Genomic DNA, 24631 nt, shown 5'->3' with positions numbered 1-24631 from the left:
GACGGTCACACGACATCCCTCGTTGGCGTGACGACGAAGGCGAGGGCGGCCGCCGCGGCGGTGTATCCGGCGAGGAGGAGGGCGCCCATGGGGGCAGAGAGGAACACATCGTCGAAGCCGTATGACGGACCGAGCTGCAACACCGAGGTGGCGGCTCCCCAGGGCATCCACCGTCCCACCTCCGGGACGAGGGGGATGACCATCTGCTCGACCGCCAGCATCCAGATCAGCACGCCGACGACGGCGGCGATCTGGTTGGGGATCAGGGCGCCGACGGCAACGCCGGCGACGCCGTACGCCGCCATGACGACGAAGCCGGCCGCGACCGTCTGCCAGAACTGCGTCGCCAGCGTCACGTTTCCGTCCTGAGAGCGGATCAGCGCGATGCCGAGCGTCAGGGTCACGGTGAGCGTCATGGTGGTGATGACGACGCTGGCAAGGGTCAGCGACAGCCCTTTGGCGACCAGGACTCGAGTGCGACGCGGCTCGCCCAGATACGTCGAGGTGATCGTCCCGTAGCGGAACTCCTGGGTGAAGGCGAGCACACCGAGCAGCGTCATCAGCACCTGGGGGGCGCCGAAACCGTTCCCCACCATGCTGGCCAGGAGGTCGGGGTCGTCGAGGGAGATCCATGCGTTCTCCTCCATGACCCCGGGCACGCTCGTGGCGACGGTGAGCGCCGCCAGCAGGAGCGTCGCGAGCACCAACAGCGCGGTCGCCCGCGTGCTGCGCATCTTGAGCAGCTCGGCGCCCAACAGCGCCTTCATGAGAGCGCACCCTCGGCCGACTTCGGACGCTCCACTGGGGGGTGGGGCTCCTGGGTCAGTCGGAAGAAGGCCTTCTCGAGGTCCGCGGTGCCTTCGAGGCCGTGCAGGACGATCCGATGCTGTGCCGCGAGCTCCCCGACCTGCTCGGGGGTCGCGTCGACGGCGAGTCCTTCGTCCGTACGACGGTGACTGATCCCCGCTGCGTCGAGGGCGGCGGCGAGCCGGTCCCGGTCCGGCGTCAGCACCATCGAGCCGACGCCCGCCTCGGCACGCAGTGCGGCAAGGCTCGAGGATCGGAGCAGCCTGCCCTGGGCCATCACGAGCACGTGGTCGGCGATCAGCTCGACCTCGCTCAGAGCATGGCTGGACAAGAGCACGGTGCGACCCTCGTCCGCAAGCCCGCGGACGTAACCACGCAGCCACCGCACTCCAGGCGGGTCGAGTCCGTTCGTCGGCTCGTCCAGGACGAGCACCCCCGGGTCGCCGAGCATCGCGGAGGCCAGCCCCAAGCGCTGGCGCATCCCCAGCGAGAAGCCTCCCACCCGTCGGCGGGCGTCCGAGGCCAATCCGGTCTCGGCCAGGACTCTTCGGGGCGCATCGTCCGGAAGCCGAGAGGCGGTCGCGAGAATGCGTAGATGGTCGAGAGCGGTGCGCCCGGGGTGGTAGCCGGACGCCTCCAGGACCGCGCCCACCTGCCGGACCGGATCCGGCAGCTCGTCGTACCGTTGACCGCCAATGGTTGCGATTCCGCTGTCCGGCGCGACGAGCCCGAGCAACATCCGCAACGCGGTGGTCTTGCCGGCGCCGTTGGGACCGAGCAGGGCCGTCACCTGGCCAGGCAACGCCACCGCGTGGACGTCATCGACGGCCCGGACCTCCCCGAAGGACTTGGTGAGGCCGTTCAGCTCGATGGCGCCTCCACCGGTGGGCACCGTGGGTGCTCTCGAACGCTTCACGTTCGGACGCTAGCCCCGCCACCTGCCCGGGGCGGCCGTTGTTTCCGTTACGGAAACAGACGCCCGTCAGGACATCGCCGACCGGGTGATCGAGTCCGTGAAATCGGTCATCAGATCGATCGCAGTCAGCAGCGCTGGGCGGTCATCACCGCTGCGTCTGTGCGCGTGGTACCAGCTGGCTGGAACGCCGATCAGCCCCACCCGTTGGAGCTCGGGAGGCAAGTTCGCGGTGAGAGCCAACGGCACCACGGTCACCTCGCGTCCATGCAGGATGCGCTGGGCGACGTGCGCGGTGTTCGAGGCACTGATCGGAACCAATGTTGCCTCCTCGAGCGGCCGGACGTCCGACAGGATGAACGGCTGCATGTACTCGTCGGGCAGGTCAGGGTCGTAGACCATCGGCAGCCGTGCGAACTCGTGCACCTCCACGGCGCGCTTGAAGGCCAGCGGATGCGTTGCGCCGACCAGTCCGACGCGATGGATCTCCGAGAGCCGGGTCGAGGTGACGTCAGGACTGGGGGAGGGCCCGAAGGTGAGGACCACGTCGACGTCACCCGCGAGAAGGGCTGGGGTCAGCTCCGGGAACGGCGTTCGCACCGATTCGATGCCCACGTCGGGGTGAGCGTGCTGCAGCGCCAGCTCGAGCGTCGCCAGCGCTTGCGGCATCAGTGGCGCCACGACGCCGACGCCGGCGGGTACTGCAAAGCGAAGCGTTTCGACGGGCGCGCCCGTCGCCGCGGTCTTCGCGACCTGGGCGGCGTGCACCAGCTGCGGGGCGAACTGCACGAAACGCCGACCGGCAGGCGTGAGGCCCGCGTAGCCAGCAGTGTCGCGTTCGATCAGCGGGACGCCCACCGCGGCCTCGAGCCTCTGGATGCGCTTCGTCAACGCGGACGTCGAGACCCCGAGCCTCTCGGCGGCGTGCCCGAAGTGCCGCGACTCCGTGACGGCGATGAAGCTCTCGACAGCAGTGAGGTCGAGATCCATGCCGACGATCGTCCCATTGGGCTCATTCGGCGTCTACGAAGGTGCCCGCGTCCAGCCTCACCAGCACCGGGCACTGGGCATGCTGCCGCCGGTCATCCGTCTCCCAGTGTGAAGAGCGTGAGCTGCATCCCGTCGGGCGCGGCCATGCGGGCATTTCGATCACCCCAAGGCGTGTCGACGGCGTCGGCGACAGGCGTGGCTCCGGCCCTGACGAGGCTCGCGGCCGTGACGTCCGCGTCCGCCACCTGGAGCGCGAACCGGACCTTGCCGGAGACTCGCCTACCGACCTCGAGGTCGTCGACCATCGCGGCCTGCGCTTCGTCGAAGAGCTCCAGCGTCGCGCGGCCGGCATCGAGCAGCAGCACCCGTCCCTGCTCGCTGCTCCAGTCGGCGACCTGCGGCAGGCCGAGCCCGTCGCGGTAGAGCTTCACGGCGGCGTCGAAGTCATCGACGGTGAGGGTGATCCGGAACTCCTGGACATCGTTCATGCAACGATCCTCCGCCTCCGGCGCCCGTGAGCGTCGGCGAATTACACGATTGATCTTCACTCATCGGCGTGGCGGGCTTGACTAACGGGCCATACGATCGCTCATTGTGCAACAACAGCCTCATGGGTCACAGCCGTCACAGCGCCCCCGCGCGGCGCTGCGAGCGCTGCCGCGCGTCGTACGCCGAGCCGGGCGTGCGACCAAGCTGGTCACCGGCGTGCTCGCGCTCCTCCTGCTCGTCATGCCCACCACCGTCGGCAGGGTCAGCCTGGCCACGTCGACCTACCTGTGCTCCGGGTACGCCGAGTGCCAGGCGGCCGGATACGGGCATGCCGGCTACCGCCAGGCCTCGTCCACGGCGTACTGGCGCATGTATGCCGGCCACAACTGCACCAACTACGTGGCCTACCGGCTGATCCAGTCCGGGATGCCGAACGTCCGGCCCTGGGACGGCAGCGGCAACGCCTCGAACTGGGGCGTGGCGATGGCGAGCATCACCGACCAGATCCCCACTGTCGGATCCGTCGCCTGGTACAAGCCACACGCGACTCCGGCAGGTGCCAACGGCCACGTCGCCATCGTGGAACAGGTCGTCTCCGACACCGAGATCATCGTCTCCGAGGACTACTGGGGCGGTGACTTCCACTGGCGGCGCGTCACCAAGTCCGGCGGGGGCTGGCCCACGGGGTTCATCCACTTCAACGACCGCGTGGTCGAGCCGACGACAGCTCCTGCCATCGTCGGGTCTGCTGCGGTCGGTGCTCCGCTGGAGGTGGCCGCTGGCGCGTGGACGCCCACACCCACCAGCGTCACCGTTCGTTGGCTCGCCGACGGTGCCGCCATCCCGGGCGCCACCGCATCCGGTTACGTGCCCACGCCCAGTGTGAAGGGCAAGACCCTCACCGCCGAGGTGACGGCGGAGCTGAGTGGCTACACCGCCGGCAGAGCAGTCCTCGCCACCGCCCCCGTTGCGCCCGGGGCGTTCCAGCCCACGGCACTGCCGACGATCCAAGGCGTTCCGGAGGTCGGTCAGACGTTGAACCTCACGCCCTCGTCGTGGTCGCCGCAACCCGCGAAGGTCACGACGCAGTGGTACGCCGACGGGATCGCTCTTCCCGGGGCCACCGGGGCGTCCCTCGTCCTCACCCGGGACCACATCAAGAAGACGATCAGCGCACGCACCACCGCACGCGCGAGCGGATACAGGAAGTCGACCTCGACCGCGCCGGAGACCACCCCCGTTCTCGCCAAGCCCGTCGCGATCACCAGTCCGTCCAGCGTGCAGGGCACGCCCAAGGTAGGCGGCCGACTCGTCGTCCGGGCCGGGAGCGTCCGGCCCACTGACGCGTCGGCCTCCTACGCCTGGCTCCGGGATGGCCGACGCATCGCCAAGGCCACGAATCCCACCTACACGGTCCGGCGCGCGGACCTCGGCCGCAACCTGTCCGTCCTGGTCACGCTGACTCGGCGCCACTACCGCAGCACCACGGAATCCGTTGCCGTCTCAGCGCCCGTCACGACCGTTCCCGAGGTCAAGGTGCGTCCCGACGCTACGCGGAAACGCGTCGCTGTCGACGTTCGCGTACGCGCTCCCGGAGCGTCGAGGCCGGATGGAGCGATGACGGTCAGCGTGGGAGGACGCACGGTCGAGGTCCAGCTCTTCAGGGGGAAGGCGCGGGTCGTCGTACGCGGCGTCCGACCAGGCACGCAGCCGGTCGTGGCGCGCTATGCGGGGACCGATGTCGTGCGACCGGCTGTCGCGCGTTCGAGAGTCAGGGTGCCGGCGCGCAGCTAGTGGTGATGCCCAGGCAGGTGGGCGAGGCGCGCGCCCTGTTGGCACCTCCGCGCAGGATGGAGGCATGAAGTCAGTGATCGTCGCCCTTGCCGGAGTCCTGGCTGCGGTCACCACAGCCTGCTCCGCAGACACTGCCGCGTCCGGAGACCTCGGGCCTGCGACAGGTGCGGGCGACCGGGGCTGGCCGTTCGCGGTGGAGGAGGTCGACCAGTTCGATGAGCCCTGGGCGATGGCGTTCCTGCCGGGCAGCGGCGACCTGCTCGTCACCGAGCGCAGCGGCACCCTGCACCTGCGTCACGCCGACAGCGGCGAGCGGGTCGAGGTCGAAGGCACGCCGGAGGTGGTCGACGCCGGCCAGGGCGGGCTCGGCGACGTACTGCCGGGGCCGACGTACGCCGAGGACGGGTTGGTCTACCTGAGCTGGGCCGAGGCGGGCGACGGGGGAGTAGGTGCCGCAGTGGGCCGTGCCCGCCTCGAGACGAGCGGTGACGAGGCGAGCCTGGAGGACCTCGAGGTCATCTGGAGGCAGACGCCCAAGACGGACGGTGAGGGTCACTTCAGCCATCGGCTCGCGTTCTCGCCCGACGGGGAGAACCTCTTCGTGTCCTCCGGCGACCGGCAGCTCGGGGACCCGGCCCAGGACACCACCAACACACTGGGCACGATCGTGCGCCTGACTCCCGGGGGCGAGCCGGCTCCGGGCAACCCCATGGCGGACGAGTCGGGAGCCACGGCAGAGATCTGGAGCTGGGGCCACCGCAACCCGCTGGGCCTCGAGTTCGCCCCCGACGGGACGCTCTGGTCCTCGGAGATGGGCCCCGAGGGCGGTGACGAGCTCAACCTCATCGAGGCCGGTGCCAACTACGGGTGGCCGGAGGTCTCCGACGGCAGCGACTACGGCGGTGGCGAGATCCCCGACCACGCGGACGGTGACGGGTACGCCGCGCCAGAGAGGTCATGGACCCCGAGCATCTCGCCGGGAAGCCTGCTCATCTACGGCGGTGACCTCTTCGAGGACTGGCAGGGCGACGCGTTCCTCGGAGCCCTCTCGGGCGAGGCGCTGGTCCGCGTCGATCTCGACGGCAAGGCCGCAGGCGAGGCTGAGGTCTTCGACATGGGCCAACGGATCCGGGCGGTCGAAGAGGGACCCGACGGTGCGATCTGGCTCCTGGAGGACGAGGGCGCCGGGCGGCTGCTGCGCCTCACGCCGTCCTCCGCGGAGTCCTCCTGACGTAGGTCACCGGTCACGACCACCACAGGATCAAGCGCCGGGCCCGACGGCGTCGCGTGGCTCGAACACGACCACGGCGGTCTCGGTTGGTCGCAGTGCGGCGTAGGCGTCGAGGTTGTCGTCGATCTCGGCCCAGCGGGACCACAACCGCTCTCGCTCCTCTCCTTGAGCACGATGCGCACGGACCTGTCGTGATCCGTCGCGGGTCTGGGCGATCGCCTCGGGATGATCCTGCAGGTTCAGCCACCAGGCGGGTTCGCCGGCACCCCACCCGTTCATCGCCATCGTGACCAGGTTGCGGTCGTCCTCGAAGTAGCCGACGACGACCTGCCGGGGCCTCCCGGTCCGTCGGCCCGTCGTGGTGAGCCGCATCGCCCCCCAGCGGCACGGTCCTGGTCGCCACAGACCCAACCGGCCGCGGGTCACGCGCAGCAGCGTGCGATGGCCATGCCAGAAGACCACCATGAACCAGCGCGGGGGCAGCCCCGCCCGCCGACTCCGCGTCGCCGCCGCCCTCGAATCACGCTCCTTGGACACAGTCACAGCATGACCCTCGAGTGCGAGCCCGACCAGGGTCGGAGGTCCGGAGGTCGAGGACCCTCCGCACCCAGCCCAGGTTGTCGGCGCAGCGGTGCACATCGAGCAAACGCCTGGGGACCGCTCGCGCGCTGCGGGTCGCCCCGGTGACGCCGGCCGATCCGATGTCGACGGGCGCAATCCACGGGCCACCGACGTGCGTCATGGCGCCGCGTCAGGCCGCCCACTTGCAACGCCGCGTCACCCACGCTGAAACCTGATGGTGCAGAAGTCGCTATCGAGAGGCCGCCGAGTCGGCACAGCTGTGGGGAGTTCCTAGAGAGGCGGAGACCGTCTTCGGTCGACGGAGACGAATCCGCTCCCGCGCCAGTCCGGCGGTGGTCCACACTGAGCGTCATGACCAGTGCGTACCGCTCGCCCGCCGGTGCCGAGCGGGTGCGCGACTGGTGCTCCGCCGTCCTCGCGAGGTGGGAGGTTCCGCACGCCACACATGAGGTGCACACCTCCTGCGGGCCGACTCATGTCGTCGCACTCGGGACGGGGGACGGCATCTGCATCTATCTGCCCGGCACGAACTTCAACGCCGCGAGCAGCACGACGGTACTCGGTCACCTCGCTGCCAACTGCCGGGTCTACGCCGCAGACCTGACCGGCCAGCCGGGCCTGAGTGCGGCCGAGCGGCCGCATCCAGAACTGTCCGGCTACGCCGCGTGGGTGAAGGATCTGATCGCTTGGGTCAGGGAGCGCCACGCACGCGGAAGCATCGTGCTCGCTGGCCACTCGCGCGGTGCAGCGGTGGCCCTGTCGGCAGATCCGGACAGCGTGCAGGGCCTGATGCTGCTGGCTCCCGCGGGACTGACCGAGGTGCGCGCGTCCATCCCGATGCTGCGGGCAACCCTGCCGTGGCTCGTCCGGCGCAACAGTGCCGGAGCGAGGCGGTTGCTCGAGTACATGTCAGGCCCCGCACGCACGACCGAGGACGACGTGGTCGAGTGGATGACCCTCGTGGCTCGGACGTGTCGCACGACCGGCGCTCCCGGACCACTCCCGGACAACACCCTGCTCGGGTGGAAGGGCCGCCAGGTGCTGGTCGCTGTGGGCGAGCACGATGTGTTCTTCCCCATCACCAAGCTCCGTGAGCCGTGTCGATCAAAGCTCGGGCGGGAGCCGTTGGTGATACCGGGCGCCGGGCACCTCTTGCTCGACGAGGAGCCCGTCCTCGTGACGGAGCTGATCACGAGCCTGCTCTGACTTCGGCCCGCTGTGCCAGACAGGCAGGGCGCTCACCGGGAACCCCCAGAGGCGCGCGTCCGCACGGTCGAGGACGCACCCGCCACGCGGGGCCGTGTCGCAGGACAGGACAGGACCGGGACCAACCCGATCTCGGCCGGCCGGGCAGGAACGCACTCAACGTCGTGGCTCGGGTAGTGCGTGGATCAGCCGATCGAGCTCGTCGTCGGTGTTGTAGTAGTGGACCGAGGCGCGGACGAGGTCGGGGAGCTTCCGGTGTGACAGGTCGAGACGTGCGTACTCGACCAGGGAGACGCTCACGTTGATACCTTGCTCGGCCAGTCTTTGCTGCACGTCTTGAGACGCAACGCCATCCAGAGTGAACGTGACGATGCCGCACTGACGTTGCCCTTGGTCGTGGACGGTGACGCCATCGACGTCCCGCAGCATGTTCCGGAGGCGTTCGGCCAGTGCCGTGACCCGTTCCTCGATGGCGTCGATGCCCCAGGACAGTGCGTAGTCGACGGCGATACCCAGTCCGATCTTGGCCGCGTAGTTGGTCTCCCAGTTCTCGAAGCGACGGGCGTCGGGACGGATCTCGTAGGCGTCCGGGGCCGTCCACCTGGCGGCGTGCAGGTCGAGGAAGGGTGGTTCGAGCTGGTCGATCATGGCTCGCCGCACGTAGAGGAATCCCGTGCCGCGGGGGCCGCGCAGGTACTTGCGGCCGGTCGCGGAGAGGAAGTCGCAGTCGATATCGGTGACGTCGATCGGCAGCTGACCCACCGACTGGCAGGCGTCGAGGAGGTAGGGAACTCCTGCCTCGCGTGTTGCGACGCCGATCTCCCGGGCAGGGTTGACCAGCCCACCTTGGGTGGGCACGTGTGTGATCGCCACCAGCTTCACCGGGTGGTCTCCGGTGTCGAGGCGGCGCCTGAGGTCATCAATGGAGACCTGTCCGCTCTCGTCGTCGTCGACGATCTCGATGACGGCTCCCGTGCGTCGCGCGACCTGGAGGAACGCGACGACGTTGCTGGAGTACTCCGCACGAGCGGTGAGGATACGGTCGCCCGGGCTGAAGCGGAGTCCGTAGAAGGCCATGTCCCAGGCCCTGGTGGCGTTCTCGATGACCGCGACCTCGTCGGTCTGGCACCCGATCAGCCGGGCGATCGCCCGGTAGGTGTTCTCCACGCGGTCGTGGGCCTCGGCCGCTGCTTCGTAGCCGCCGATCGCCGCCTCGCGCTGCAGGTGGTCGATGACAGCGCTGGTCACGCAGGTGGGTGGGAGCGCGGCACCGGCGTTGTTGAGGTGAGCGACGTTCCGGGTGCCCGGCGTCTCACGGCGGGCTCGCTCCACGTCGAGCGTCGACACAGTCATGACAGTTCCTCGAGTCGGGTGAAGAGTCGGTCGAAATCCCACGCGTAGGTGGTGTTGGTCATGGCGACCATCGCCAGGCGACGTTCGGGGTAGATGCGCATGGCGTTCCAGTAGCCGCAGCCGGTGCCGTAGTGCTCGACGAAACCGGGGGTTCGGTGCGCATCGGCTGGCTTCCGGAACCAGCCGATGCCGTGGTCGAACCGCTTCCCGGGAGAAGCGATGGTGCGCATGGCGTCGATGTCGTCGTGGCTGAGGATGCGTTCGGGGTCATGGGGTTGGGCGGCGTGGACGGCGGCCAGCCTCACGGCGTCGGTGACGGTGCCGACCAGGCCACCGAAGGCTGCTCCATTGATGAGGAACGGGTTGAGTGCGGAGTGGCCAGCGATCCTGTGTCCCACGAGCCCGCGCGGGAGTGCAGCTCGTAGGAGAGGTACGACGGGGCGCGGGACGCGGACGTAGCCCACGGACCTCGAGGCGTCCGGCAGGTAGTCGTAGCTCGTGGTGGTCATCGACAGCGGTTGGAGCACCTGGTGGCGGACGTTGTCCTCGACGCTGTGTCCGCTCGCGGCGGCGATGACTTCGCCGGCCAGGAGGTATCCGATGTTGGAGTAGCTCGCCTGGTGGCCGACGGCACGCACGGGGGTTCCGTGCTCGGCGATGATCCTGCCGATCACCGTGGCGTCTGCAGGTTCGTGCTCGAGTCGCACCCACCGCACCGGAACCGGGTTGCTGAGTCCCGCGGTGTGGGTGAGCAGGTGGCGTGTCGTCGGGTGACCGTGCTTCGGGTGTGGCCGGTAGTCGGGAAGGTAGTGGCCGATAGGGGCATCGAGGTCCAGGACACCGCTCCGGTGCAACCGCACGGCCGTGGTGGCTGTGGCGATCTTTGTCATGGAGAACCATGGGTACTGGTCGTCGACGGATGCGGGTCTGCGGTCTGCGAGGTCGGCGTACCCGACGGCGCCGGTGTAGAGGAGCGCGTCGGGAGTGGCTACGGCGACGGTCAGCCCGGGGATCCGGTGTGCGGTGGCGACCTCCTCCATGAGGTCGCGCGCGCGGTCGTCGCTGCCGGCTCCTGGGCCTGGCCCGCTGGTGGAGTGGCCGTTGGTGGTGTTCATGACAGTGCCTTGCCGGGGGAGTGCTGCAGGACCGGGGTGTGGGAGGCGCCCGTCTCGACCGTGTCGAGCTCCTGCCGGTCGTCGCGACCGAGCCGTCGTCGCGTCGCCAGGGCCACGGCGGCGGTGAGCACGATGACCGCCAGGAGGCCGGCCAGCTTGCGTCCATCGCCCTCGACAAGTGCCGCGATCACGCCCTCGTCGTTGTTGCTGCGGTTGAAGACGCTGTGGAGCACGGCGACAGCGAGGATGCTGTCGCGGGTGCCGCGCAGGTACACGCCGAGCATGAGTCGGACGACCGCGCAGACAAGGAGAAGCGTGACGAGTGCACCGGTGACGGAGGCGATGGTGAAGTCGCCGATGAAGTGGAGCGGCAGGTGGACCAGGGCGAACGGCACGGCCGTCAGGAGTGCGGCCCTGACCAGACCGAATCGGCGCTCCAACCGGGTCTGGACCACACCTGACCACGCGGTCTCCTCCCACAGGTTGATCAGCAGGAGGTTGACCAGCAGCCCCAGCACCTGGGCGACGACCAGGGGAGCGACGTCGACGGACCGGAGATCGTCGCCGAGGCAGACGGCGAACAGCAGCGTGAGAGCGGGAAGGGCGGCCAGGACCAGGATGGTCCAGCCGACCCCGATGCGCCAGGCGAACATACGCCGGCGCAGCCTGCCCAGGCCGGGACGACCTTCGACAGCCCAGGTGACCCACAGTGCGGCGGGCAGGAGAGCGGTGAAGACCAGCAGCACGGAGGCAGTGCGCTCGGTGTCGACGCCGTCGACCTGGGGCATCCAGCCGCCCGGGATCACGCCGTGGCCGGCCAGGATGGGGAGTGCCATGACCGGGTAGCCAATGGTGAAGGCGATGAGCAGGAACGCCGAGATGGGGTGGCGGGTCGTCCAGGCCCGCACCCGGGCGGGCCGCGGGGGCCGGTCTGCGTGCCGATCTTGCGGGTCGACGAGTGGATGATCGTGCTTCTCGAGGGTGTACATGGCTGTGCCTTCTTGGGCTTCGGCCTGCCGGAGGATCCGGTCAGGCGCGGTTCGCGTCCTGGCTGTGCAGGAAGTCGATGTAGAGGCGGACTTGCTGCTCTTCGGCAGCGCTGAGCGGCGCGCCCGTGTAGGCCAGCACCGACGTGTCAGTGCGGTCGTGGTCTGACGAGTCCTGGTCGAGCGCGACCCGGTAGGGGCGCGGGTCCAGCCCCGCGCTCTCACGAAGGATGCTGTCGAGGTGCTGCAGCACCAGGCGCTCGCGGATCGTGTCCGGGACGAACCTGGCCCTCAAGGTGTGCATGGCCGCGAGGAACGGCTCGGTGGCACGGTCGTGGGCCGCCTCCCCGTCGGGGGTGAGCCCGACGCGGTGCGAGCGACCGTCGGCCGGGTTCGCCGAGCGAGTGATGTGTCCCCGAGCCTGCAACCGCTTGAGGTGGGCCGACACGGTCGTGGGCCGCTGGCCGGTCCAGCGCCGGATCTGCGTCGGTGTGGCTGGTCCGAAGCGACGCAGCAGCGAGTACATGCCGTAGTCGTCGCCATTCAGGTCGGTCTCCTCGAGGATCCCATCGAGCAGTCCCGACGTCAGGCTGTTCAGGAGCCAGACGTCGAAGAGGAGGGACATGGGGCCGTCGGAGGCTGGTGGCTGGGTCACGGCATGATGATACGTCCATGCAGTAGAATAGTGCAAGCACGCATTAAATGTTTGGTGTCTCACCGAGTGCCGCGCATGGACTGAACGCCCGGATCTGCAGCGATCGGGCCGTGCGTCCCGCCCGCCGCGACCGCGACTGCGAACGTTCGAAGCAGCCGCGGTCTGCGCGCCGCCTGTGCGGCGATCCGGATGACTGAGGATGGCGCTTGCCACTTGCACTTCAATCCACGGCAGTGGACGGCAAACACCCGCCGCCCGACCCGGAGGTCAATCCCACAGCGTTTCCGCAGGTGAAGGCGGTTCGTTATGAAGGACCGAGGCGCACCAGGCGCCCGGGGCCAGCCGTCGTCCGCCCGGGCAGGATGCAGACGTGGCCGCGATCGCTGCAGCATTTATCCCGAAGGGTGTGCAAGCACGAGCGCAGGTGGTGGTTTCCTACGGGTCTGAGTCCCGTCTCGGGCACTACTCATGTGAGGCGACGACATGGCATCCATTGATTTGCCGGGTGACGCCGGTCTGTCGGCTTTCGAACCCGAGCGCTTGTTCTGCACTGCTGGCGACTGTCTGGATCCAGCCCTCGTCATAGGTCGCGCCACGTTCGAGGTCAGTCCAATGGTCCGAGCGCCGGAATGCGAGCGACGGCACACCTTCACCCTTCCGCTCTGCGGTCAGCATGCGCACCTGTTGCGGATGGACAACACCCTCGTCGAGTTCGACAGTGGAGCACTGAGGCGAGAAGACGCGTAGCCACCATCTGGCGTCGGTGCCCTCCCAATATGAGGTACTGGGCGGCGCCCGACTCGCAGACGTACGGCGAGGATGGTCTAGCATCCAGCCCGCCGGTCCGTCGCGTCAGCATTCCCCCGTGTGTGCCGCGGCGGACCGGTCTCATACCTTCACCGCCCCGACAGCGCCGACGTCCGGCGCCGGTGGTGACGGCACGCGGCTGGCTGTCTGCCGTCGGGACCTTGAACTTCTTCAGCGTGCCGCTCGCGGCGGCCGACCTGCATCCCCCCATCGTCGGCACCTTCCGAGGGTCAGCCACAGGGCTTGCTGCCGGTGGGGACCGACGGCGCCGCGGGGTCTGCGCACACGCGGCGCCGCCGGGGCTATCCGGTGCGACGTGAGTCGCCGTAGTCCTCGACGAGACGACCCTTCTCGAGGATCCGACGGACCAGTCGCCCGCCTGCGATGCGGATGTCCTGGTTGAGCCGGTGCGGCGTCGCGACCTGCATCCGCGAGGCCGCGTCGACCGCCGCGGCGATCGTCACCACCTGCTGCTCGAGCTCCGCCACGCGCCTCTCGAGGTCGCGCTCGCGCAGCTCCGACGCTGCGTCACGTCCGTGTCCGTCCTGATCCTTCACGTGCGTCCTCCGTGTCTACTGTGTCGTCCGTCCGCCCCATGACCCGCACGTCGCCCTCGGATGATGCGAGTCCGCTGTCGACGGGCGAGCCTGCCCGCGCGCACGAGGCACCCACCCCCGGGCGCGCCCGGGACAAGAACTGGCGTCATGCGCCCGGTCGGCGCTGGTCATAGACTCGTGAGGGTCTACCCGAGGGACCGCAGGTCCTGCTTCCCGGCGGGAAGGAGGACTCTGTGGCGAGTGAGCCCGTGCCGGACGGTGACCAGCCGTACGACGAGCGCGTCGTGGTCGACCTCCTCCCCGTGCTGCGGCGCGTCGTCGGGGCCCGGATCAAGGACCCCCACACCGTGGACGACCTGGTCCAGGAGACGCTGGCCAGGCTGATGTCCACCTCCAGGCGCATCGATCCCGACAAGCTGCACCACTACGCGGCGGTCACAGCGCGACACGTCGTGGCGTCGTACGCCGAGCGGAACGACCGGGCGCGCAAGCGCGCCCACCTCCTCGCCGAGGCCGAGGACGTGGAGCCGCCCACCGACGGTCTGCTGCGGCAGGAGGACGGCGAGTTCGTCAGCGCTGCGCTGGCTCAGCTGTCCGCCGCCGACCGGGACCTCCTGGTGGCCCACGAGGTCCACGGCGCGGACACCAGCACGATGGCAGCCGAGCGGGGCTCCACGCCCGGCGCGGTCGCGGCCAGGCTGAGCCGAGCCCGTGCCAGCCTCCGGGTGGAGTACCTCCTGGTCGCCGAGGGCGCCGTGCCGCCGACCGATCGCTGCCGGCCGGTGCTGCGGGCGCTGTCGAGCGGTGGCCGGCGGCGTCAGCGGGAGCTGGACGTCAACGGCCATCTCCTCGCGTGCACGACGTGCGCCCAGCTCGCCGACCGGCTCTTCGAGCGCCGCGGGCGCCCCGCCGAGGAGGACGGCGTCGTGCGGGTGCAGGTGTCCCGGGACGCCGACGTGGTGACGGCCAGGCAGCAGGGTCGCGAGGCCGCGGCCCGCGCCGGCTTCTCGCTGTCCGACCAGACGCTCATCGCCACCGCGATCTCCGAGATCAGCCGCAACATCGTCAAGTTCGCCGAGCGGGGTGAGGTCACGGTCTCGCTGGTGTCGGAGGACGGACGCCAAGGCATCAGTGTGGTGGCCCGCGACGTGGGGCCGGGGATCGCGAACCCTGAGGAAGCGTTGCGGGACGGCTACAGCACCTACCACGGGCTCGGCCTCGGCCTCCCCGGCGCGAGGCGCCTCATGGACACGTTCCTCCTGAGGTCGGTCCCCGGCGAGGGGACCACCGTGACGATGGAGAAGTGGTTGCCGTGAACCGATCAGCACCTACCAGCGAGCAGCACGAGAGAGGCCCAGACATGACCGACTCCAGCACTCCGGCCACCGCCAACCCCGCACACAGCGACGACAAGCTGCTCCCCGAGCTGGTCGCTCACCTGCGCGACAACCGGACCGAGCTGCGGCAGCAGTGGGCCGAGCGGATCACCCAGGCCCACCTGCTGTCCTCCATGACCGACCAGGAGGTGTTCTCCGAGGCGACCTCGGTGTACGACAACTACGTCGAGGTGCTCGAGACAGGCAGCGTCGAGGCGCTCCGGGACTATGCACGCGACCTCTCCGAGCGGATCATCCCGCGCGGCGTCGAGACGCACGAGGTGATCGGGATCGTCCTGCTGCTGAGGGACGTGCTGGCTCGGTCGCTCTTCGAGAAGTACCGCGACGACTTCGAGCTCCTCACCCACGTGCTCGACGCCTACGAGCCCGCGGCCAACCGGATCGCCAACACGGTCGCCGTCAGCTTCGTCGAGCAGCGCGAACGGGTCATCCGCGCGCAGCAGGACGCGCTGCTGGAGCTGTCGACCCCGGTGCTGCAGGTGCGCGAGCGGCTGCTGATCCTGCCCATCATCGGCGTGCTCGACCAGGACCGGGCCCAGCAGCTCACCGACCAATTGCTGCACGGGATCCGGGCGCACCGGGCGAAGCTGGTGGTCATCGACGTGACCGGGGTGCCGGACATGGACGAGACGGTGGCCAACTCCCTCGTCGACACCGTGACGGCATCCCGCCTCATGGGAGCGGACGTCATCATCACCGGCCTGTCCTCCGAGATCGCCCAGACCCTCGTCACCATCGGGGTCGACCTGAGCAAGATGCACACCGTCGGCGACCTGCAGGGCGGGATCGAGGAAGCGGAACGCCAGCTCGGGTTCCGGGTCACGAAGGTGCCCGATGCCGACTGACGCCCGCGCCGCACCGCGCCCGCCTCTCCCCGCCTCGATCCTGTCGCAGGGGCCGAACCTGATCGTCTCGATCCATGCCGCCCTCGACGACGAACAGCTCGTCCGGCTGCAGCGTGAGCTCCTCGAGCGGGTGGGACGGGACCGGTCACGGGGGATCCTCATCGACGTCGCGGCACTGGACGTCCTCGACTCCTTTGCCGCGAGGACGCTGACCGATCTCGCCTACATGGCCCAGCTGCGCGGCGCCCGGACCGTCGTGGTCGGCATCGCCCCGGAGGTCGCGATGACGCTGGTCCGCCTCGGTGTGCGCTTCCCGCTGATGCAGACCGCACTGGACCTCGAGGAGGGTCTGACGTGGCTGGGGACGTGACGGACCCACTGGAGCGCTTCCGCCTCGACTACGCGCCCCTGCTCCTGCGCCACCTCGCACGGCGGGACGAGTCAGGGCTACAGGCGGCCTACCAGCTCGGGCGCCGGGCAATGCAGGAGTCGGTCGGTCTCCTCGACGTCGTACGGGTGCACAACGACCTGTTCCTCGAGGTCCTCGCGACCGTCCGCCACCTCGACGAGGTTCTCGACCTGACGGAGACCGCGTCCACCCTTCTCATCGATCTCGTGGCGTCGTTCGAGGTGGCCCAGCGCGGCTTCATGGACGCACGACGTGGTGCCCAGCCTGAATAGGCGGGCGGACGCCTGACCGGATTGGCAGGCCGGTTCGTCCATCTGGTCGACACTCACCACCCGACGCCGTGGCTTGGGTCACCCGTGCGCAGAAGCCGGGCGACGTCGCACCCCCCAGGCATGCGCATACAGCCCCATGTGTCCGTGACCCGGGACAGGCGGGCGCATGACGCGAAGATCTTGAGGGCTGGTGCGCGCGATGAGGGATCGGACGGTCGCCTCGGGGCCACTCGGTGCCAGTGGGCAGCATCATGCGGAGGGCCGGGCGGGGTCATGGGGGTGTGGTCCTCACCAGGAGGACTTCGCGTCATACATCCCCGTGGAGACGGTCCCATCCCTGCTTGCCCTTTCCCAGCGTCGTCTTCCTGCGACAGTCCATCGGCGTCCTCGTGGCGTCCTCGTGCGCGTCCTCACCTCAAGGCGGTCTGCATGCTCCGCATCACGCTCATCAACGACAACGAGATCGTCAGGCGAGGTGTCGTCGCGATGCTGAGCCGCTACCACGCCCAGGTCGGGTTTGCCGAGCACGCCGATCCGGTCGGCCCCCAGGTGGACATCGCCCTCGTCGACACCTTCGCACCCGGCCTCGGCAACGGTCCGAACCTCGCGCGGCTCATCGCCGACCCACGCATCCGTCGAACTGTCGTCTACACCTGGAACTTCCAGCCCTGGCTGGCGCGAGACGTCATCGAGCAGGGCGCCTCGGGGTGCCTCTCCAAGAGTCTGACCGCGGCCCAGCTCGTCACCGCGCTCCAACAGGTGCACGGAGGCACGACCGTGGTGTCCCCGTCGACCAGGACCAACAAGGTCGTCGGCAGCGACTGGCCGGGTCGGGCCGAAGGGCTCACGGCCCGGGAGGCTGAGGTGCTCTCACTCATCACCGCGGGTCTCAGCAACGCGGACATCGCCACACGCCTGTCTCTGTCACCGAACTCGATCAAGTCCTACGTCCGGTCCGGCTATCGCAAGATCGACGTGATGACCCGCTCCCAGGCAGTCCTCTGGGGCATATCCCACGGCATGGGCACCGCGCAGCCCGAGCCGGCACGAGCGCATGTGGGATCCCGGTCCGACGCGCACCAGGTGGGCGTCGAACCGAAGGCGGCGGCCGGGCGGCCGCCCGCACCCGACATGCCGCTGAGCAGAACCCGTGCCGTACCGGGAGCACGCAGGGCCTGACATGGTCACCACCGTGATGCTCGTCGAGGACCACCGCGTCATGCGTCAGGCACTGACCTACGTCCTCAGCAAGGAACCCGACCTCCTGCTCGTCGCCACGGCCGCCGACGCAGACGAGGCGTTGGCAGCAGGCGTACGAACGAACCCCCAGGTAGTCATCATGGACATCAGACTGCCCGGGCGCGACGGAGTCGACGCCACCCGCGAGCTGTGCCGCGAGCTGACTGACGTGCGTGTCGTCATCCTGAGCGTCACCTGCACTCGGGAGCTCATCGATTCGGCGTTCGCCGCCGGGGCCTGCGGCTATCTGGTGAAGAACGGCTCTCACCGACAGCTCATCGACGCGATCCACCTGGCCGCCGATGGGGGCTGCCCTGTCACCGACTCGGCGCGGAGGCTCCTCGCGAAGTGACGTGGCCGCGGCTGCCACTCGGGTCCTGGCGGAAGATCAAGACCGTCCGGCGCCGGTGGCGGACTCGATCAGCACGGGCAACCCGGCCACGGCAAACGCACGCGGCGCATGCTCCCTACCGTGCCGCCGGGATGGTGGCGTGGACCGACCACTCGTAGTGCCTGCGGTGCCTGGTGACGGCGGCCAGGACCAGGCGCGAGGGGTGAAGCTGCGTGTGCAGCACGCGGAACTCGCGGGTGAGCTCCTGTACCTCGTGCGCTGGGGCGGATCGATTGACGTACCCCAGGCTCACGTGGGGCCAGAACTCGTGGTGGTGGACGATCTCCTGGTGCGGCCCGAGTGCGGCTTCGCTGGCGGAGCGGACCACGTGCTGGAGCCTGCGCAGGTCGTGCAGCGGTTCTGCCGCGAGCACGAGGGCGCTGTCCATGGACACCAGTGGTCCCAGATCCAGCACCGGCACGTCGGCCGCCGCCAGCTGGCTGTCGACTCCTCGGATGGCGTGCTCAACGACCGGGGCGGGCACCTGATCCAGGAACCCCAGGTCGCAGAGAGTCAGGTGCGTCCATTCGAGCGGCACGGGGTCCAGCCAGTGGGCGCCTCGGACGGCCTGGAGCACGTCCTCGCCGACAGCGTCGGCCATCGCCTCGGGATCGAAGGTGAGGTACCAGTACCAGCACGGGCGATCGTGCCGCCACTCGGGACGCCAGTGGGCCCAGTGGCGCCGGACGGCTCCGACGTGCGGCCACGACGGAGAGATTCGCTTCTGCCTCATGCTTGCGCGGGTACCCACGTTGTCGAGTCGCATTCCCGCGTCCGTCACCGTCGCAGGGTCACGTCGTCCGTTCGGCGAGGAGACGCTCTGCAACTGTTCGGAGCTTGACGTTGGTGTCCTGGGAGATGCGCATCAGGAAGCTGAAGGCGCGGGCTTCGTCCAGCGTGAAGCGCTCCATCGTCACTCCGACGGCCTGGCCGATGAGCTGGCGCGTCTGGAGGGCTTCCTGCAGCTGGCTCACCTGGCGCGCGTACGAAAGAGCCATCGCAGACTGATGGGTGAACAGCTCTCCCAGCGCACCCAGGTCTGAGAAGGATCCTGTTTCGGAGCTGTACAGGTTCAACGCTCCGTCGGAGGTAGGTGCCTCGAACAGGCGAATCCCTGCTTGGGCCCTGACGCCCGCGGCCAGCGCGACACGGGCGTAGCGCGGAAAGCGTACGTCGTGCGTCAGGTCAGGAGCCGTCACGTGATCAGTGTCGACCGCTGCCTCGTAGCACGGGCCTTCCCGCAGCTCGTACTGCGCAGCGTCCAGCTCGAGGATCACCTCGCCGGTCGGGGCTACGGTCTCGAGACGGCCGTCGGCATGCTTGACGGTGATGCTGGCGTGCTCGACCTCTGGCAACACGTCCACAGCTGCCGCCGTGATCCGCTCCAGCGTCCTGTCGAGGTCACCGGGAACCAGTGCGGCGGCCAAACGCCGACTGGCGTCCACGATCGAATCGACTTGGTTCATCGCGCAGGTCTCCTTGGTGGTGGTCACCGGGCCGGATCGGCGCCACGTCCTGCGCGCCGTACCCGACCAGTCTGCCCTCTTGCGTGGGAGAGTTGTTTACAGCGTAAAACACGCAGGGATGCGCGACAGGCTCCACGGCGACGTGCGCACCACGACCCTGGCGTCTGTACGTCGACCGAGCCCGGGCGGCCCGCTTCGAACGACGGCCGCCTCCGACATCGGCCTGTGAGCATGCTGCGGCGGAGGCCCCCTCGTCTACGCTGATGCTGCCCTCACGGGCTAGCTCGTCCTCCTGACAGGCCGGACGAGCGAAGGATGGCGAGTGTGGGTGACCATCGGCCGACCTGCACCCCTGCCAGGAGCGTGGCCCGCCACCTCACCGCGCCGACGGAGACGACAGCAGGTCCGTCGGCGCGGTCCACGTCCGACCCGTCATCGGCCCGGTGCCTCCCCTTCCTCCCGGCATGCCGGAGCAGTATCATGACGTCGTTTTTCGGCATCTGTGTCCGTGTTCGCCCCTTGGTGTCACTCACGAGTTAGGCGCTTTCATGGTTGTCCGAGTCGCGCTGGTGAGGGATGACGAGCTCGTCGTCCGAGGCCTCGCGTCGATGCTCAGGCACCGCGAGGACTTCGAGCATGTGGACGTGGCGAAGCAGCTTGACATCGACATTGCGCTGATCGACACCCTCGCCTCGACGGGCGACAGCGATCGCACGCTGGCCCGGCTGCTCGCCGACCCGCGCATCGGCAAGGTGGTGGTCTACACCTGGAACTTCCAACCCTGGTCCGCCGGCCAGTGGATCCGCCAAGGAGCCTCCGGCTACCTGTCCAAGAGCCTGCCGTCCACGACCCTGGTCGAGGCCCTACGCGCCATCCACGCTGGACGGACCATCGTGGCGCCCTCCCAACGGACCCCGGCAACGACCTCGCAATGGCCGGGGCAGGAGCACGGCCTGACCCAGCGCGAGGCTCAGGTCCTGTCTCTCATCACGTCCGGTCTGTCGAATGCGGAGGTGGCTGCCCGGACCTGCCTGTCGATCAACTCGATCAAGGCCTACATCCGGACCAGCTACCGCAAGATCGACGCCGAGAGTCGGTCCCAGGCCGTCCTGTGGGGAGTGATGCACGGGCTGGGCAGCGACCCGTCCCGGACGAGTTCGCGCGAGGTCGAGGTCTGACCTCGATCTCCCACCGGCTTCTCGGCGCCCGCAAGTCTCTTGATCAGGTCTGATCGCGTCCCACCACGAACGTCAGGCCACTCGCGATGCCGAGACCGAGCGACGCGCCGGCGACCGAGTCGATGGGGTGGTGCGCCCCCTGTGAGATGCGCACCACCGCTGTACCCCCCGCGAGCACATACGTCAGCGCTGCCGCACGAAACGGCAGGAGCGGGGCGACGAGCCCCACGGCGGTGAACGCGATGGCAGCGTGTCCCGAGGGGAAGGACTCGCCCTCGACCGGGGCGTCGTCGCGCAGCACGGTCGGTTGCACGTACAGCGGGCGCGGCGTGGGGCGCAGCTTCTTGATGCCCACCTCGAGCGCCTTCTCCACGGGGAGGGCCAGCGCCGCAGCCAGCGCGAGGCGTCGACGGCCGGCCAGGGCTGCTGTCACCGCCGTGCCCGGGAGGACCAGGGTGTGCCGAGCTGCTGCACGAGGCGGGGCGCCGGGAGGTCCGACTCGTGGTCGTTGACGATCTCGAAGAGCCTGCGGTCCGCGGCGGGGTGCTCGTCGGCCACCAGGGCAGCCGCAGCGGTGAGCCCCAGTCCGACCACGCAGCGGACGGCATCGTTCCCATGTCGGGGGACCGGGCCTGTCCAAGGAGCCACGTCCGCGAGTATGCGGGACACCAACCCACCCCGAGGGGGAGGCTCGAGGTATGCGTTCACCGGCTGCGGGCACCGGCACCGTGAGTGAACCACTCAACGGACAACCCGAGGACCGACGAAGGAGAACTCATGCTCGACAACGACCAGGCACAGCACCTACTCACTGGCGGCGGCAACGTCATCGACAACGACGGAGACAAGATCGGCAGCATCGGACAGATCTTCTTGGATGACGAGTCCGGGCGACCCGAATGGGTCACGGTCAAGACAGGCCTCTTCGGTGGCGGGGAGTCCTTCGTCCCGCTGCGCGACGCCGAGGTCGCTGGTGACGACCTGCGGGTCCCCTACGACAAGGCGACGGTCAAGGACGCGCCCCGCATCTCCGACTCCGACGGCCACCTCAGCGAGGACGAGGAGGAGACGCTCTACCGCTACTACGGAACGGAGGGCGCCGACTACGACACGAAGTACGCCCACGACGTCGACTCGACGTCCCGCGGTGTCGGGCACGACACCTCCGGCCCCGAGACCGACTCGGCGATGACCCGGTCGGAGGAGCAGGTGCGGGTCGGCACCGAGACCCGTGAGACGGGTCGGGCCCGGCTCCGCAAGTACGTCGTGACGGAGAACGTGACGCAGACCGTCCCGGTCAGTCGCGAGGAGGTTCGCCTCGAGCGTGAGCCCATCACGGACGCCAACCGGGACGAGGCCCTCTCAGGGGGCGACATCACCGAGGAGGAGCACGAGGTGGTCCTGACCGAGGAGCGCCCCGTCGTCCAGAAGGAGACCGTCCCGGTCGAGCGTGTGCGCCTGGACAAGGACACGGTCACCGACCAGCACGAGGTCGACGAGACCGTCCGCAAGGAGGAGATCGAGCTCGACGAGTCCGACGCAACGCGACGCTCGCGGACCGACCGCTGAGCCGGTGACAGACGCCGGTCGAGCACACGGGTGCTCGACCGGGTCCGGGACGGGCACCACGGGGGTGTGACCGCTCGAGGAGGACCGCCCACGGTCGAAGGACCGGTGGGCGGTCCTTCGTGCGGGTCAGCCCTGCCCGGTGCTGCGCTCGATCTCGATGATGCTGGCAGCGAGGTCGGCCTCGGTGACTCCCGCCCGGCGCGACGCCTCCAACAGTCGCACCCTGGCGGCGTCGACGTCGATCAGGTGCACAGCCGCGAGCAGGCCGACGGCAACCTGGATGTCCACGTCGCTGCGGAGCTTCTGTGGTGCGTCCTCGGCCGTCGTCCTGGTGCTGAACGAGAGGTCGGCGTTCGTCACGGCGCCCGGCGCCCAGGCATGGAAGATGCGCGCCATCTCGTCGTGCAGTCCCTCGAACGCGTGACGCGATCGTGCGTACAGGTTGACGCTGCCGACGACGCGGTCCGTGGACAGGACGGGCAGGGTCAAGGTCGAGGAGATCCTGGCCGCGGCCGTCGCCCGGGCGAACTGTGCCCACGCGCGTTCGTCGAGGACGTCGTCGTCGTTGTACTCCACCACCTCCTCGACCTCGACCGCGTGGACGCACGGTCCGTCGTCGAGGTACTGGACGGCGTCGAGGACCGCGATCTCCTCCGAGGTCGCCACCATCGTCCACGTCACGTCGTGCTCGCTCGACGAGAGGCTGAGGCCCACGCAGTCCGGCACGAAGGCCTGGACCTCACCGGCCCGGGCGCGCAGGTCCTGGAGGAGATCAGCGTCGTCGAACGGGCCGAACTCCTCCACGGCCTCGGTGGTCTCCGGTATGGGTTCCATGACGGGTCCTTACCCTCCTGGGCGTCCGGCAATTCCTCCGGACGCCCGGGAAGATCCACGAGGCGCTGTCGCCGTGACTGGATGTATGACCCACACGGCTGGCCGTGGCCCAGGGTGAGCATGCCCGTGGCCGTCGTGGGTACCACCCGTCCACCAGCGTGGGCCGATCCCACATGGCGAGAGGAGCAACCATGGCCGAGAAGACCCGCCTCGTGCACGCACCCCCGCAGGCTGTCTGGGACGTGCTCAGCGACGGATGGCTCTATCCCGTCTGGGTGGTGGGGGCCTCCCGGATGCGCGAGGTGGACGACACGTGGCCGGCCACAGGGAGCAAGCTTCACCACTCGGTGGGTGTCTGGCCCCTGCTCATCGACGACAACACCGAGGTCACCGCCGCAGTCGAGCTGCAGAGCCTGACGCTGCGTGCCCGGGGCTGGCCCATCGGGGAGGCGCGTGTCGAGATCCGGCTCGCGCCCGTCGGCGCCGGGACCGAGGTCACCATCCGCGAGGACGCCGTGTCGGGCCCGGGAGTGCTGGCACCCCGGCCCGTGCGGGGACTCACCCTCACCTGGCGCAACACTGAGACCCTGCGACGGCTCGCGTACGTCGCCGAGCGCCGATGACCGAGGCCGCTCCCGCCCCTTCGAGCGCAGCGGGGGAGCCCGGCCACGTCGCCGGGCCGCGTCCATGACACCGGCGGAGCCGGGCTGGCGCCGGCGCACGGTCTCGCGTGGCGGGGTGGACCTGGCGGTCTTCGAGGGCGGCAACGAGACCGCCGCCACGCTCGTGCTGGTGCACGGCTGGCCCGACACCCATCGCGTGTGGGGCGGTGTCGCCGCGCTGCTCGCCTCCGAACACCACCTCGTCAGCTACGACACTCGTGGCCAGGGGGAGTCGGTGACCGACGCCGCCGACAGCGCGTTCACCGTCGAGGAGCTGGCGAGCGACTTCTTTGCAGTCATCGACGCGGTGAGCCCCGACCGGCCCGTGCACGTGCTGGGCCACGACTGGGGCTCCGTCCAGGTGTGGGAGGCCGTCTGTCGACCGGGGGCCGAGGACCGCGTGGCGTCCTTCACGTCGATGAGCGGACCGCACCTGGACCACCTCCGGTGGTGGGTGCACCGGCGGTTGCGACGACCGACCCCGCGCGGCACGGCCGCGCTGCTCGCGCAGGCGGTGTCGTCGGCCTACGTCCCCTTCCTCGTCTCGCCGCTCGCACCGTGGGTGCTGCGGGTGCTCGGCACCCGCGACATGGTGAGCGGACTGCGCTACTACCGCGCCAACCTGCGCCGACCTGGAGGACGTCTCCGGGAGAGCCGCACGCGGGTACCGGTGCTGCAGCTCGTCCTCACCCATGACATCGCGGTGCGACGGGCGCCGCTGACGGAGAGCGACGGTTGGGCCGAACACCTCGAGCGGGTCGAGCTGCCCTACGGACACGGGATCGTGAGCACCCATCCCGAAGTCGTGGCCGACGAGGCAGCACGCTTCGTCCGGTCCGTGGAGTTCCTCCGACGAGTCCAGCGACGGCCGTGACGAATGGGCC

Annotated in this window: 28 protein-coding genes; 13 read left to right on the top strand and 15 right to left on the bottom strand. The window is 69.3% G+C overall.

Annotated elements, in window-relative coordinates:
- Nucleotides 1-5 precede the first annotated feature (5 nt).
- From ASG88_RS18805 to ASG88_RS18790, 4 genes are all read right to left on the bottom strand, one after another.
- On the bottom strand, nt 6-767 hold the full coding sequence (locus ASG88_RS18805; protein ID WP_056888980.1) for an ABC transporter permease: 762 nt from the start codon (nt 765-767) through the stop codon (nt 6-8).
- Nucleotides 764-1723 (bottom strand): ABC transporter ATP-binding protein, encoded by a 960-nt coding sequence (locus ASG88_RS18800; protein ID WP_056888979.1) that lies wholly within the window; start codon nt 1721-1723, stop codon nt 764-766. Before ASG88_RS18800 ends, ASG88_RS18805 begins: the two co-directional genes overlap by 4 nt.
- A 66-nt stretch (nt 1724-1789) precedes the next feature.
- Entirely contained in the window at nt 1790-2710 is a 921-nt protein-coding gene (locus ASG88_RS18795; RefSeq protein WP_056888978.1) for a LysR family transcriptional regulator, read from the bottom strand.
- 92 nt (nt 2711-2802) lie between these two features.
- Nucleotides 2803-3198: a VOC family protein gene (locus ASG88_RS18790; RefSeq protein ID WP_056888977.1), complete on the bottom strand. Its 396-nt coding sequence runs from the start codon at nt 3196-3198 to the stop codon at nt 2803-2805.
- A gap of 217 nt (nt 3199-3415) precedes the next feature.
- Here ASG88_RS18790 and ASG88_RS18785 point away from each other — a divergent pair, with 217 nt between their 5' ends.
- Nucleotides 3416-4993, top strand: coding sequence for a CHAP domain-containing protein (locus tag ASG88_RS18785; RefSeq protein ID WP_056888976.1), 1578 nt, complete (start codon nt 3416-3418; stop codon nt 4991-4993).
- 64 nt (nt 4994-5057) lie between these two features.
- Nucleotides 5058-6224 (top strand): PQQ-dependent sugar dehydrogenase, encoded by a 1167-nt coding sequence (locus ASG88_RS18780; RefSeq protein WP_056888975.1) that lies wholly within the window; start codon nt 5058-5060, stop codon nt 6222-6224.
- 30 nt (nt 6225-6254) lie between these two features.
- Here the strand turns inward: ASG88_RS18780 and ASG88_RS18775 are convergent, their stop codons facing one another.
- Nucleotides 6255-6596 (bottom strand): nitroreductase/quinone reductase family protein, encoded by a 342-nt coding sequence (locus ASG88_RS18775; RefSeq protein ID WP_235534937.1) that lies wholly within the window; start codon nt 6594-6596, stop codon nt 6255-6257.
- Between the two features lie 561 nt (nt 6597-7157).
- Between ASG88_RS18775 and ASG88_RS18770 the strand changes: the two genes are divergently transcribed.
- Nucleotides 7158-8012: an alpha/beta fold hydrolase gene (locus tag ASG88_RS18770; RefSeq protein WP_056888974.1), complete on the top strand. Its 855-nt coding sequence runs from the start codon at nt 7158-7160 to the stop codon at nt 8010-8012.
- A gap of 156 nt (nt 8013-8168) precedes the next feature.
- On the opposite strand, the gene ASG88_RS18765 is transcribed toward ASG88_RS18770, so the two are convergent.
- The 5 genes from ASG88_RS18765 to ASG88_RS18745 form a co-directional block, all read right to left on the bottom strand.
- Complete coding sequence (locus ASG88_RS18765; protein ID WP_056888973.1) at nt 8169-9365, bottom strand: aminotransferase class V-fold PLP-dependent enzyme; 1197 nt, start codon at nt 9363-9365, stop codon at nt 8169-8171.
- Nucleotides 9362-10480, bottom strand: coding sequence for a serine hydrolase domain-containing protein (locus tag ASG88_RS18760; protein WP_056888972.1), 1119 nt, complete (start codon nt 10478-10480; stop codon nt 9362-9364). The genes ASG88_RS18765 and ASG88_RS18760 overlap by 4 nt, the downstream gene beginning before the upstream one ends.
- The gene (locus ASG88_RS18755; protein WP_056888971.1) at nt 10477-11469 is read right to left on the bottom strand and encodes a CPBP family intramembrane glutamic endopeptidase; all 993 of its coding nucleotides are present in this window, start codon (nt 11467-11469) and stop codon (nt 10477-10479) included. Before ASG88_RS18755 ends, ASG88_RS18760 begins: the two co-directional genes overlap by 4 nt.
- A 40-nt stretch (nt 11470-11509) precedes the next feature.
- The gene (locus ASG88_RS18750) at nt 11510-12121 is read right to left on the bottom strand and encodes a MarR family winged helix-turn-helix transcriptional regulator (RefSeq protein ID WP_157559824.1); all 612 of its coding nucleotides are present in this window, start codon (nt 12119-12121) and stop codon (nt 11510-11512) included.
- A gap of 1109 nt (nt 12122-13230) precedes the next feature.
- Nucleotides 13231-13485 (bottom strand): hypothetical protein, encoded by a 255-nt coding sequence (locus tag ASG88_RS18745; RefSeq protein ID WP_056888969.1) that lies wholly within the window; start codon nt 13483-13485, stop codon nt 13231-13233.
- Nucleotides 13486-13718: 233 nt separating this feature from the next.
- Here ASG88_RS18745 and ASG88_RS22760 point away from each other — a divergent pair, with 233 nt between their 5' ends.
- The 6 genes from ASG88_RS22760 to ASG88_RS18715 all read left to right on the top strand — a co-directional run bounded on the left by ASG88_RS22760 (nt 13719) and on the right by ASG88_RS18715 (nt 17999).
- On the top strand, nt 13719-14801 hold the full coding sequence (locus tag ASG88_RS22760; protein WP_082600742.1) for a sigma-70 family RNA polymerase sigma factor: 1083 nt from the start codon (nt 13719-13721) through the stop codon (nt 14799-14801).
- A 44-nt stretch (nt 14802-14845) separates the two neighbouring features.
- A complete protein-coding gene (locus ASG88_RS18735) occupies nt 14846-15727 on the top strand; it encodes an STAS domain-containing protein (RefSeq protein ID WP_056888968.1) in 882 nt (293 codons plus the stop codon).
- Nucleotides 15717-16097 (top strand): STAS domain-containing protein, encoded by a 381-nt coding sequence (locus ASG88_RS18730; RefSeq protein ID WP_056888967.1) that lies wholly within the window; start codon nt 15717-15719, stop codon nt 16095-16097. The genes ASG88_RS18735 and ASG88_RS18730 overlap by 11 nt, the downstream gene beginning before the upstream one ends.
- On the top strand, nt 16094-16408 hold the full coding sequence (locus tag ASG88_RS18725; RefSeq protein WP_162259874.1) for a phosphatase RsbU N-terminal domain-containing protein: 315 nt from the start codon (nt 16094-16096) through the stop codon (nt 16406-16408). The genes ASG88_RS18730 and ASG88_RS18725 overlap by 4 nt, the downstream gene beginning before the upstream one ends.
- 429 nt (nt 16409-16837) lie before the next feature.
- Nucleotides 16838-17587, top strand: a complete 750-nt coding sequence (locus ASG88_RS18720; protein ID WP_082600740.1) for a response regulator transcription factor — start codon at nt 16838-16840, stop codon at nt 17585-17587.
- Between the two features lie 16 nt (nt 17588-17603).
- Nucleotides 17604-17999, top strand: a complete 396-nt coding sequence (locus tag ASG88_RS18715) for a response regulator transcription factor (RefSeq protein ID WP_235534936.1) — start codon at nt 17604-17606, stop codon at nt 17997-17999.
- Nucleotides 18000-18114: 115 nt separating this feature from the next.
- Here ASG88_RS18715 and ASG88_RS18710 read toward each other — a convergent pair whose 3' ends face one another.
- Both ASG88_RS18710 and ASG88_RS18705 read right to left on the bottom strand, forming a co-directional pair.
- On the bottom strand, nt 18115-18771 hold the full coding sequence (locus ASG88_RS18710) for a 2'-5' RNA ligase family protein (protein ID WP_162259872.1): 657 nt from the start codon (nt 18769-18771) through the stop codon (nt 18115-18117).
- Between the two features lie 58 nt (nt 18772-18829).
- On the bottom strand, nt 18830-19531 hold the full coding sequence (locus ASG88_RS18705; protein WP_056888963.1) for a GAF and ANTAR domain-containing protein: 702 nt from the start codon (nt 19529-19531) through the stop codon (nt 18830-18832).
- A gap of 437 nt (nt 19532-19968) precedes the next feature.
- Between ASG88_RS18705 and ASG88_RS18700 the strand changes: the two genes are divergently transcribed.
- Nucleotides 19969-20682: a response regulator transcription factor gene (locus ASG88_RS18700; protein WP_200956501.1), complete on the top strand. Its 714-nt coding sequence runs from the start codon at nt 19969-19971 to the stop codon at nt 20680-20682.
- Nucleotides 20683-20725: 43 nt separating this feature from the next.
- Here the strand turns inward: ASG88_RS18700 and ASG88_RS23380 are convergent, their stop codons facing one another.
- Nucleotides 20726-21115, bottom strand: a complete 390-nt coding sequence (locus ASG88_RS23380) for a phosphatase PAP2 family protein (RefSeq protein WP_056888961.1) — start codon at nt 21113-21115, stop codon at nt 20726-20728.
- Nucleotides 21112-21276 (bottom strand): hypothetical protein, encoded by a 165-nt coding sequence (locus tag ASG88_RS23375; protein WP_162259871.1) that lies wholly within the window; start codon nt 21274-21276, stop codon nt 21112-21114. Before ASG88_RS23375 ends, ASG88_RS23380 begins: the two co-directional genes overlap by 4 nt.
- A gap of 183 nt (nt 21277-21459) precedes the next feature.
- Here ASG88_RS23375 and ASG88_RS18690 point away from each other — a divergent pair, with 183 nt between their 5' ends.
- Nucleotides 21460-22251, top strand: a complete 792-nt coding sequence (locus ASG88_RS18690; RefSeq protein ID WP_056888960.1) for a DUF2382 domain-containing protein — start codon at nt 21460-21462, stop codon at nt 22249-22251.
- Nucleotides 22252-22377: 126 nt separating this feature from the next.
- Here ASG88_RS18690 and ASG88_RS18685 read toward each other — a convergent pair whose 3' ends face one another.
- Nucleotides 22378-23085 (bottom strand): ANTAR domain-containing protein, encoded by a 708-nt coding sequence (locus tag ASG88_RS18685; protein WP_056888959.1) that lies wholly within the window; start codon nt 23083-23085, stop codon nt 22378-22380.
- A 191-nt stretch (nt 23086-23276) separates the two neighbouring features.
- Here ASG88_RS18685 and ASG88_RS18680 point away from each other — a divergent pair, with 191 nt between their 5' ends.
- Together ASG88_RS18680 and ASG88_RS18675 are read left to right on the top strand one after the other, a co-directional pair.
- A complete protein-coding gene (locus ASG88_RS18680) occupies nt 23277-23708 on the top strand; it encodes an SRPBCC family protein (protein WP_056888958.1) in 432 nt (143 codons plus the stop codon).
- 64 nt (nt 23709-23772) lie between these two features.
- On the top strand, nt 23773-24621 hold the full coding sequence (locus ASG88_RS18675; protein ID WP_056888957.1) for an alpha/beta fold hydrolase: 849 nt from the start codon (nt 23773-23775) through the stop codon (nt 24619-24621).
- The last annotated feature ends 10 nt before the right edge of the window (nt 24622-24631 follow it).

This window comes from Nocardioides sp. Soil777 (genome assembly GCF_001428425.1).
Classification (GTDB): Bacteria; Actinomycetota; Actinomycetes; order Propionibacteriales; family Nocardioidaceae; genus Nocardioides; species Nocardioides terrigena.
Note: the sequence above shows the minus strand (reverse complement) of the source record. Positions and strands in the feature narration are given on the sequence as shown.

What these genes read in the sequence shown, in the direction of transcription:
- ASG88_RS18710 (WP_162259872.1), bottom strand. Translation starts at nt 18,771, where the DNA reads ATGAGGCAGAAGCGAATCTCTCCGTCGTGGCCGCACGTCGGAGCCGTC.
- ASG88_RS18675 (WP_056888957.1), top strand. Translation starts at nt 23,773, where the DNA reads ATGACACCGGCGGAGCCGGGCTGGCGCCGGCGCACGGTCTCGCGTGGC.
- ASG88_RS18760 (WP_056888972.1), bottom strand. Translation starts at nt 10,480, where the DNA reads ATGAACACCACCAACGGCCACTCCACCAGCGGGCCAGGCCCAGGAGCC.
- ASG88_RS18790 (WP_056888977.1), bottom strand. Translation starts at nt 3,198, where the DNA reads ATGAACGATGTCCAGGAGTTCCGGATCACCCTCACCGTCGATGACTTC.
- ASG88_RS18795 (WP_056888978.1), bottom strand. Translation starts at nt 2,710, where the DNA reads ATGGATCTCGACCTCACTGCTGTCGAGAGCTTCATCGCCGTCACGGAG.
- ASG88_RS18765 (WP_056888973.1), bottom strand. Translation starts at nt 9,365, where the DNA reads ATGACTGTGTCGACGCTCGACGTGGAGCGAGCCCGCCGTGAGACGCCG.
- ASG88_RS18755 (WP_056888971.1), bottom strand. Translation starts at nt 11,469, where the DNA reads ATGTACACCCTCGAGAAGCACGATCATCCACTCGTCGACCCGCAAGAT.
- ASG88_RS18685 (WP_056888959.1), bottom strand. Translation starts at nt 23,085, where the DNA reads ATGGAACCCATACCGGAGACCACCGAGGCCGTGGAGGAGTTCGGCCCG.
- ASG88_RS18680 (WP_056888958.1), top strand. Translation starts at nt 23,277, where the DNA reads ATGGCCGAGAAGACCCGCCTCGTGCACGCACCCCCGCAGGCTGTCTGG.
- ASG88_RS18805 (WP_056888980.1), bottom strand. Translation starts at nt 767, where the DNA reads ATGAAGGCGCTGTTGGGCGCCGAGCTGCTCAAGATGCGCAGCACGCGG.
- ASG88_RS18735 (WP_056888968.1), top strand. Translation starts at nt 14,846, where the DNA reads ATGACCGACTCCAGCACTCCGGCCACCGCCAACCCCGCACACAGCGAC.
- ASG88_RS18770 (WP_056888974.1), top strand. Translation starts at nt 7,158, where the DNA reads ATGACCAGTGCGTACCGCTCGCCCGCCGGTGCCGAGCGGGTGCGCGAC.
- ASG88_RS18700 (WP_200956501.1), top strand. Translation starts at nt 19,969, where the DNA reads ATGCCGGAGCAGTATCATGACGTCGTTTTTCGGCATCTGTGTCCGTGT.
- ASG88_RS18715 (WP_235534936.1), top strand. Translation starts at nt 17,604, where the DNA reads ATGCTCGTCGAGGACCACCGCGTCATGCGTCAGGCACTGACCTACGTC.
- ASG88_RS18780 (WP_056888975.1), top strand. Translation starts at nt 5,058, where the DNA reads ATGAAGTCAGTGATCGTCGCCCTTGCCGGAGTCCTGGCTGCGGTCACC.
- ASG88_RS18730 (WP_056888967.1), top strand. Translation starts at nt 15,717, where the DNA reads ATGCCGACTGACGCCCGCGCCGCACCGCGCCCGCCTCTCCCCGCCTCG.
- ASG88_RS18775 (WP_235534937.1), bottom strand. Translation starts at nt 6,596, where the DNA reads ATGCGGCTCACCACGACGGGCCGACGGACCGGGAGGCCCCGGCAGGTC.
- ASG88_RS18720 (WP_082600740.1), top strand. Translation starts at nt 16,838, where the DNA reads ATGCTCCGCATCACGCTCATCAACGACAACGAGATCGTCAGGCGAGGT.
- ASG88_RS18690 (WP_056888960.1), top strand. Translation starts at nt 21,460, where the DNA reads ATGCTCGACAACGACCAGGCACAGCACCTACTCACTGGCGGCGGCAAC.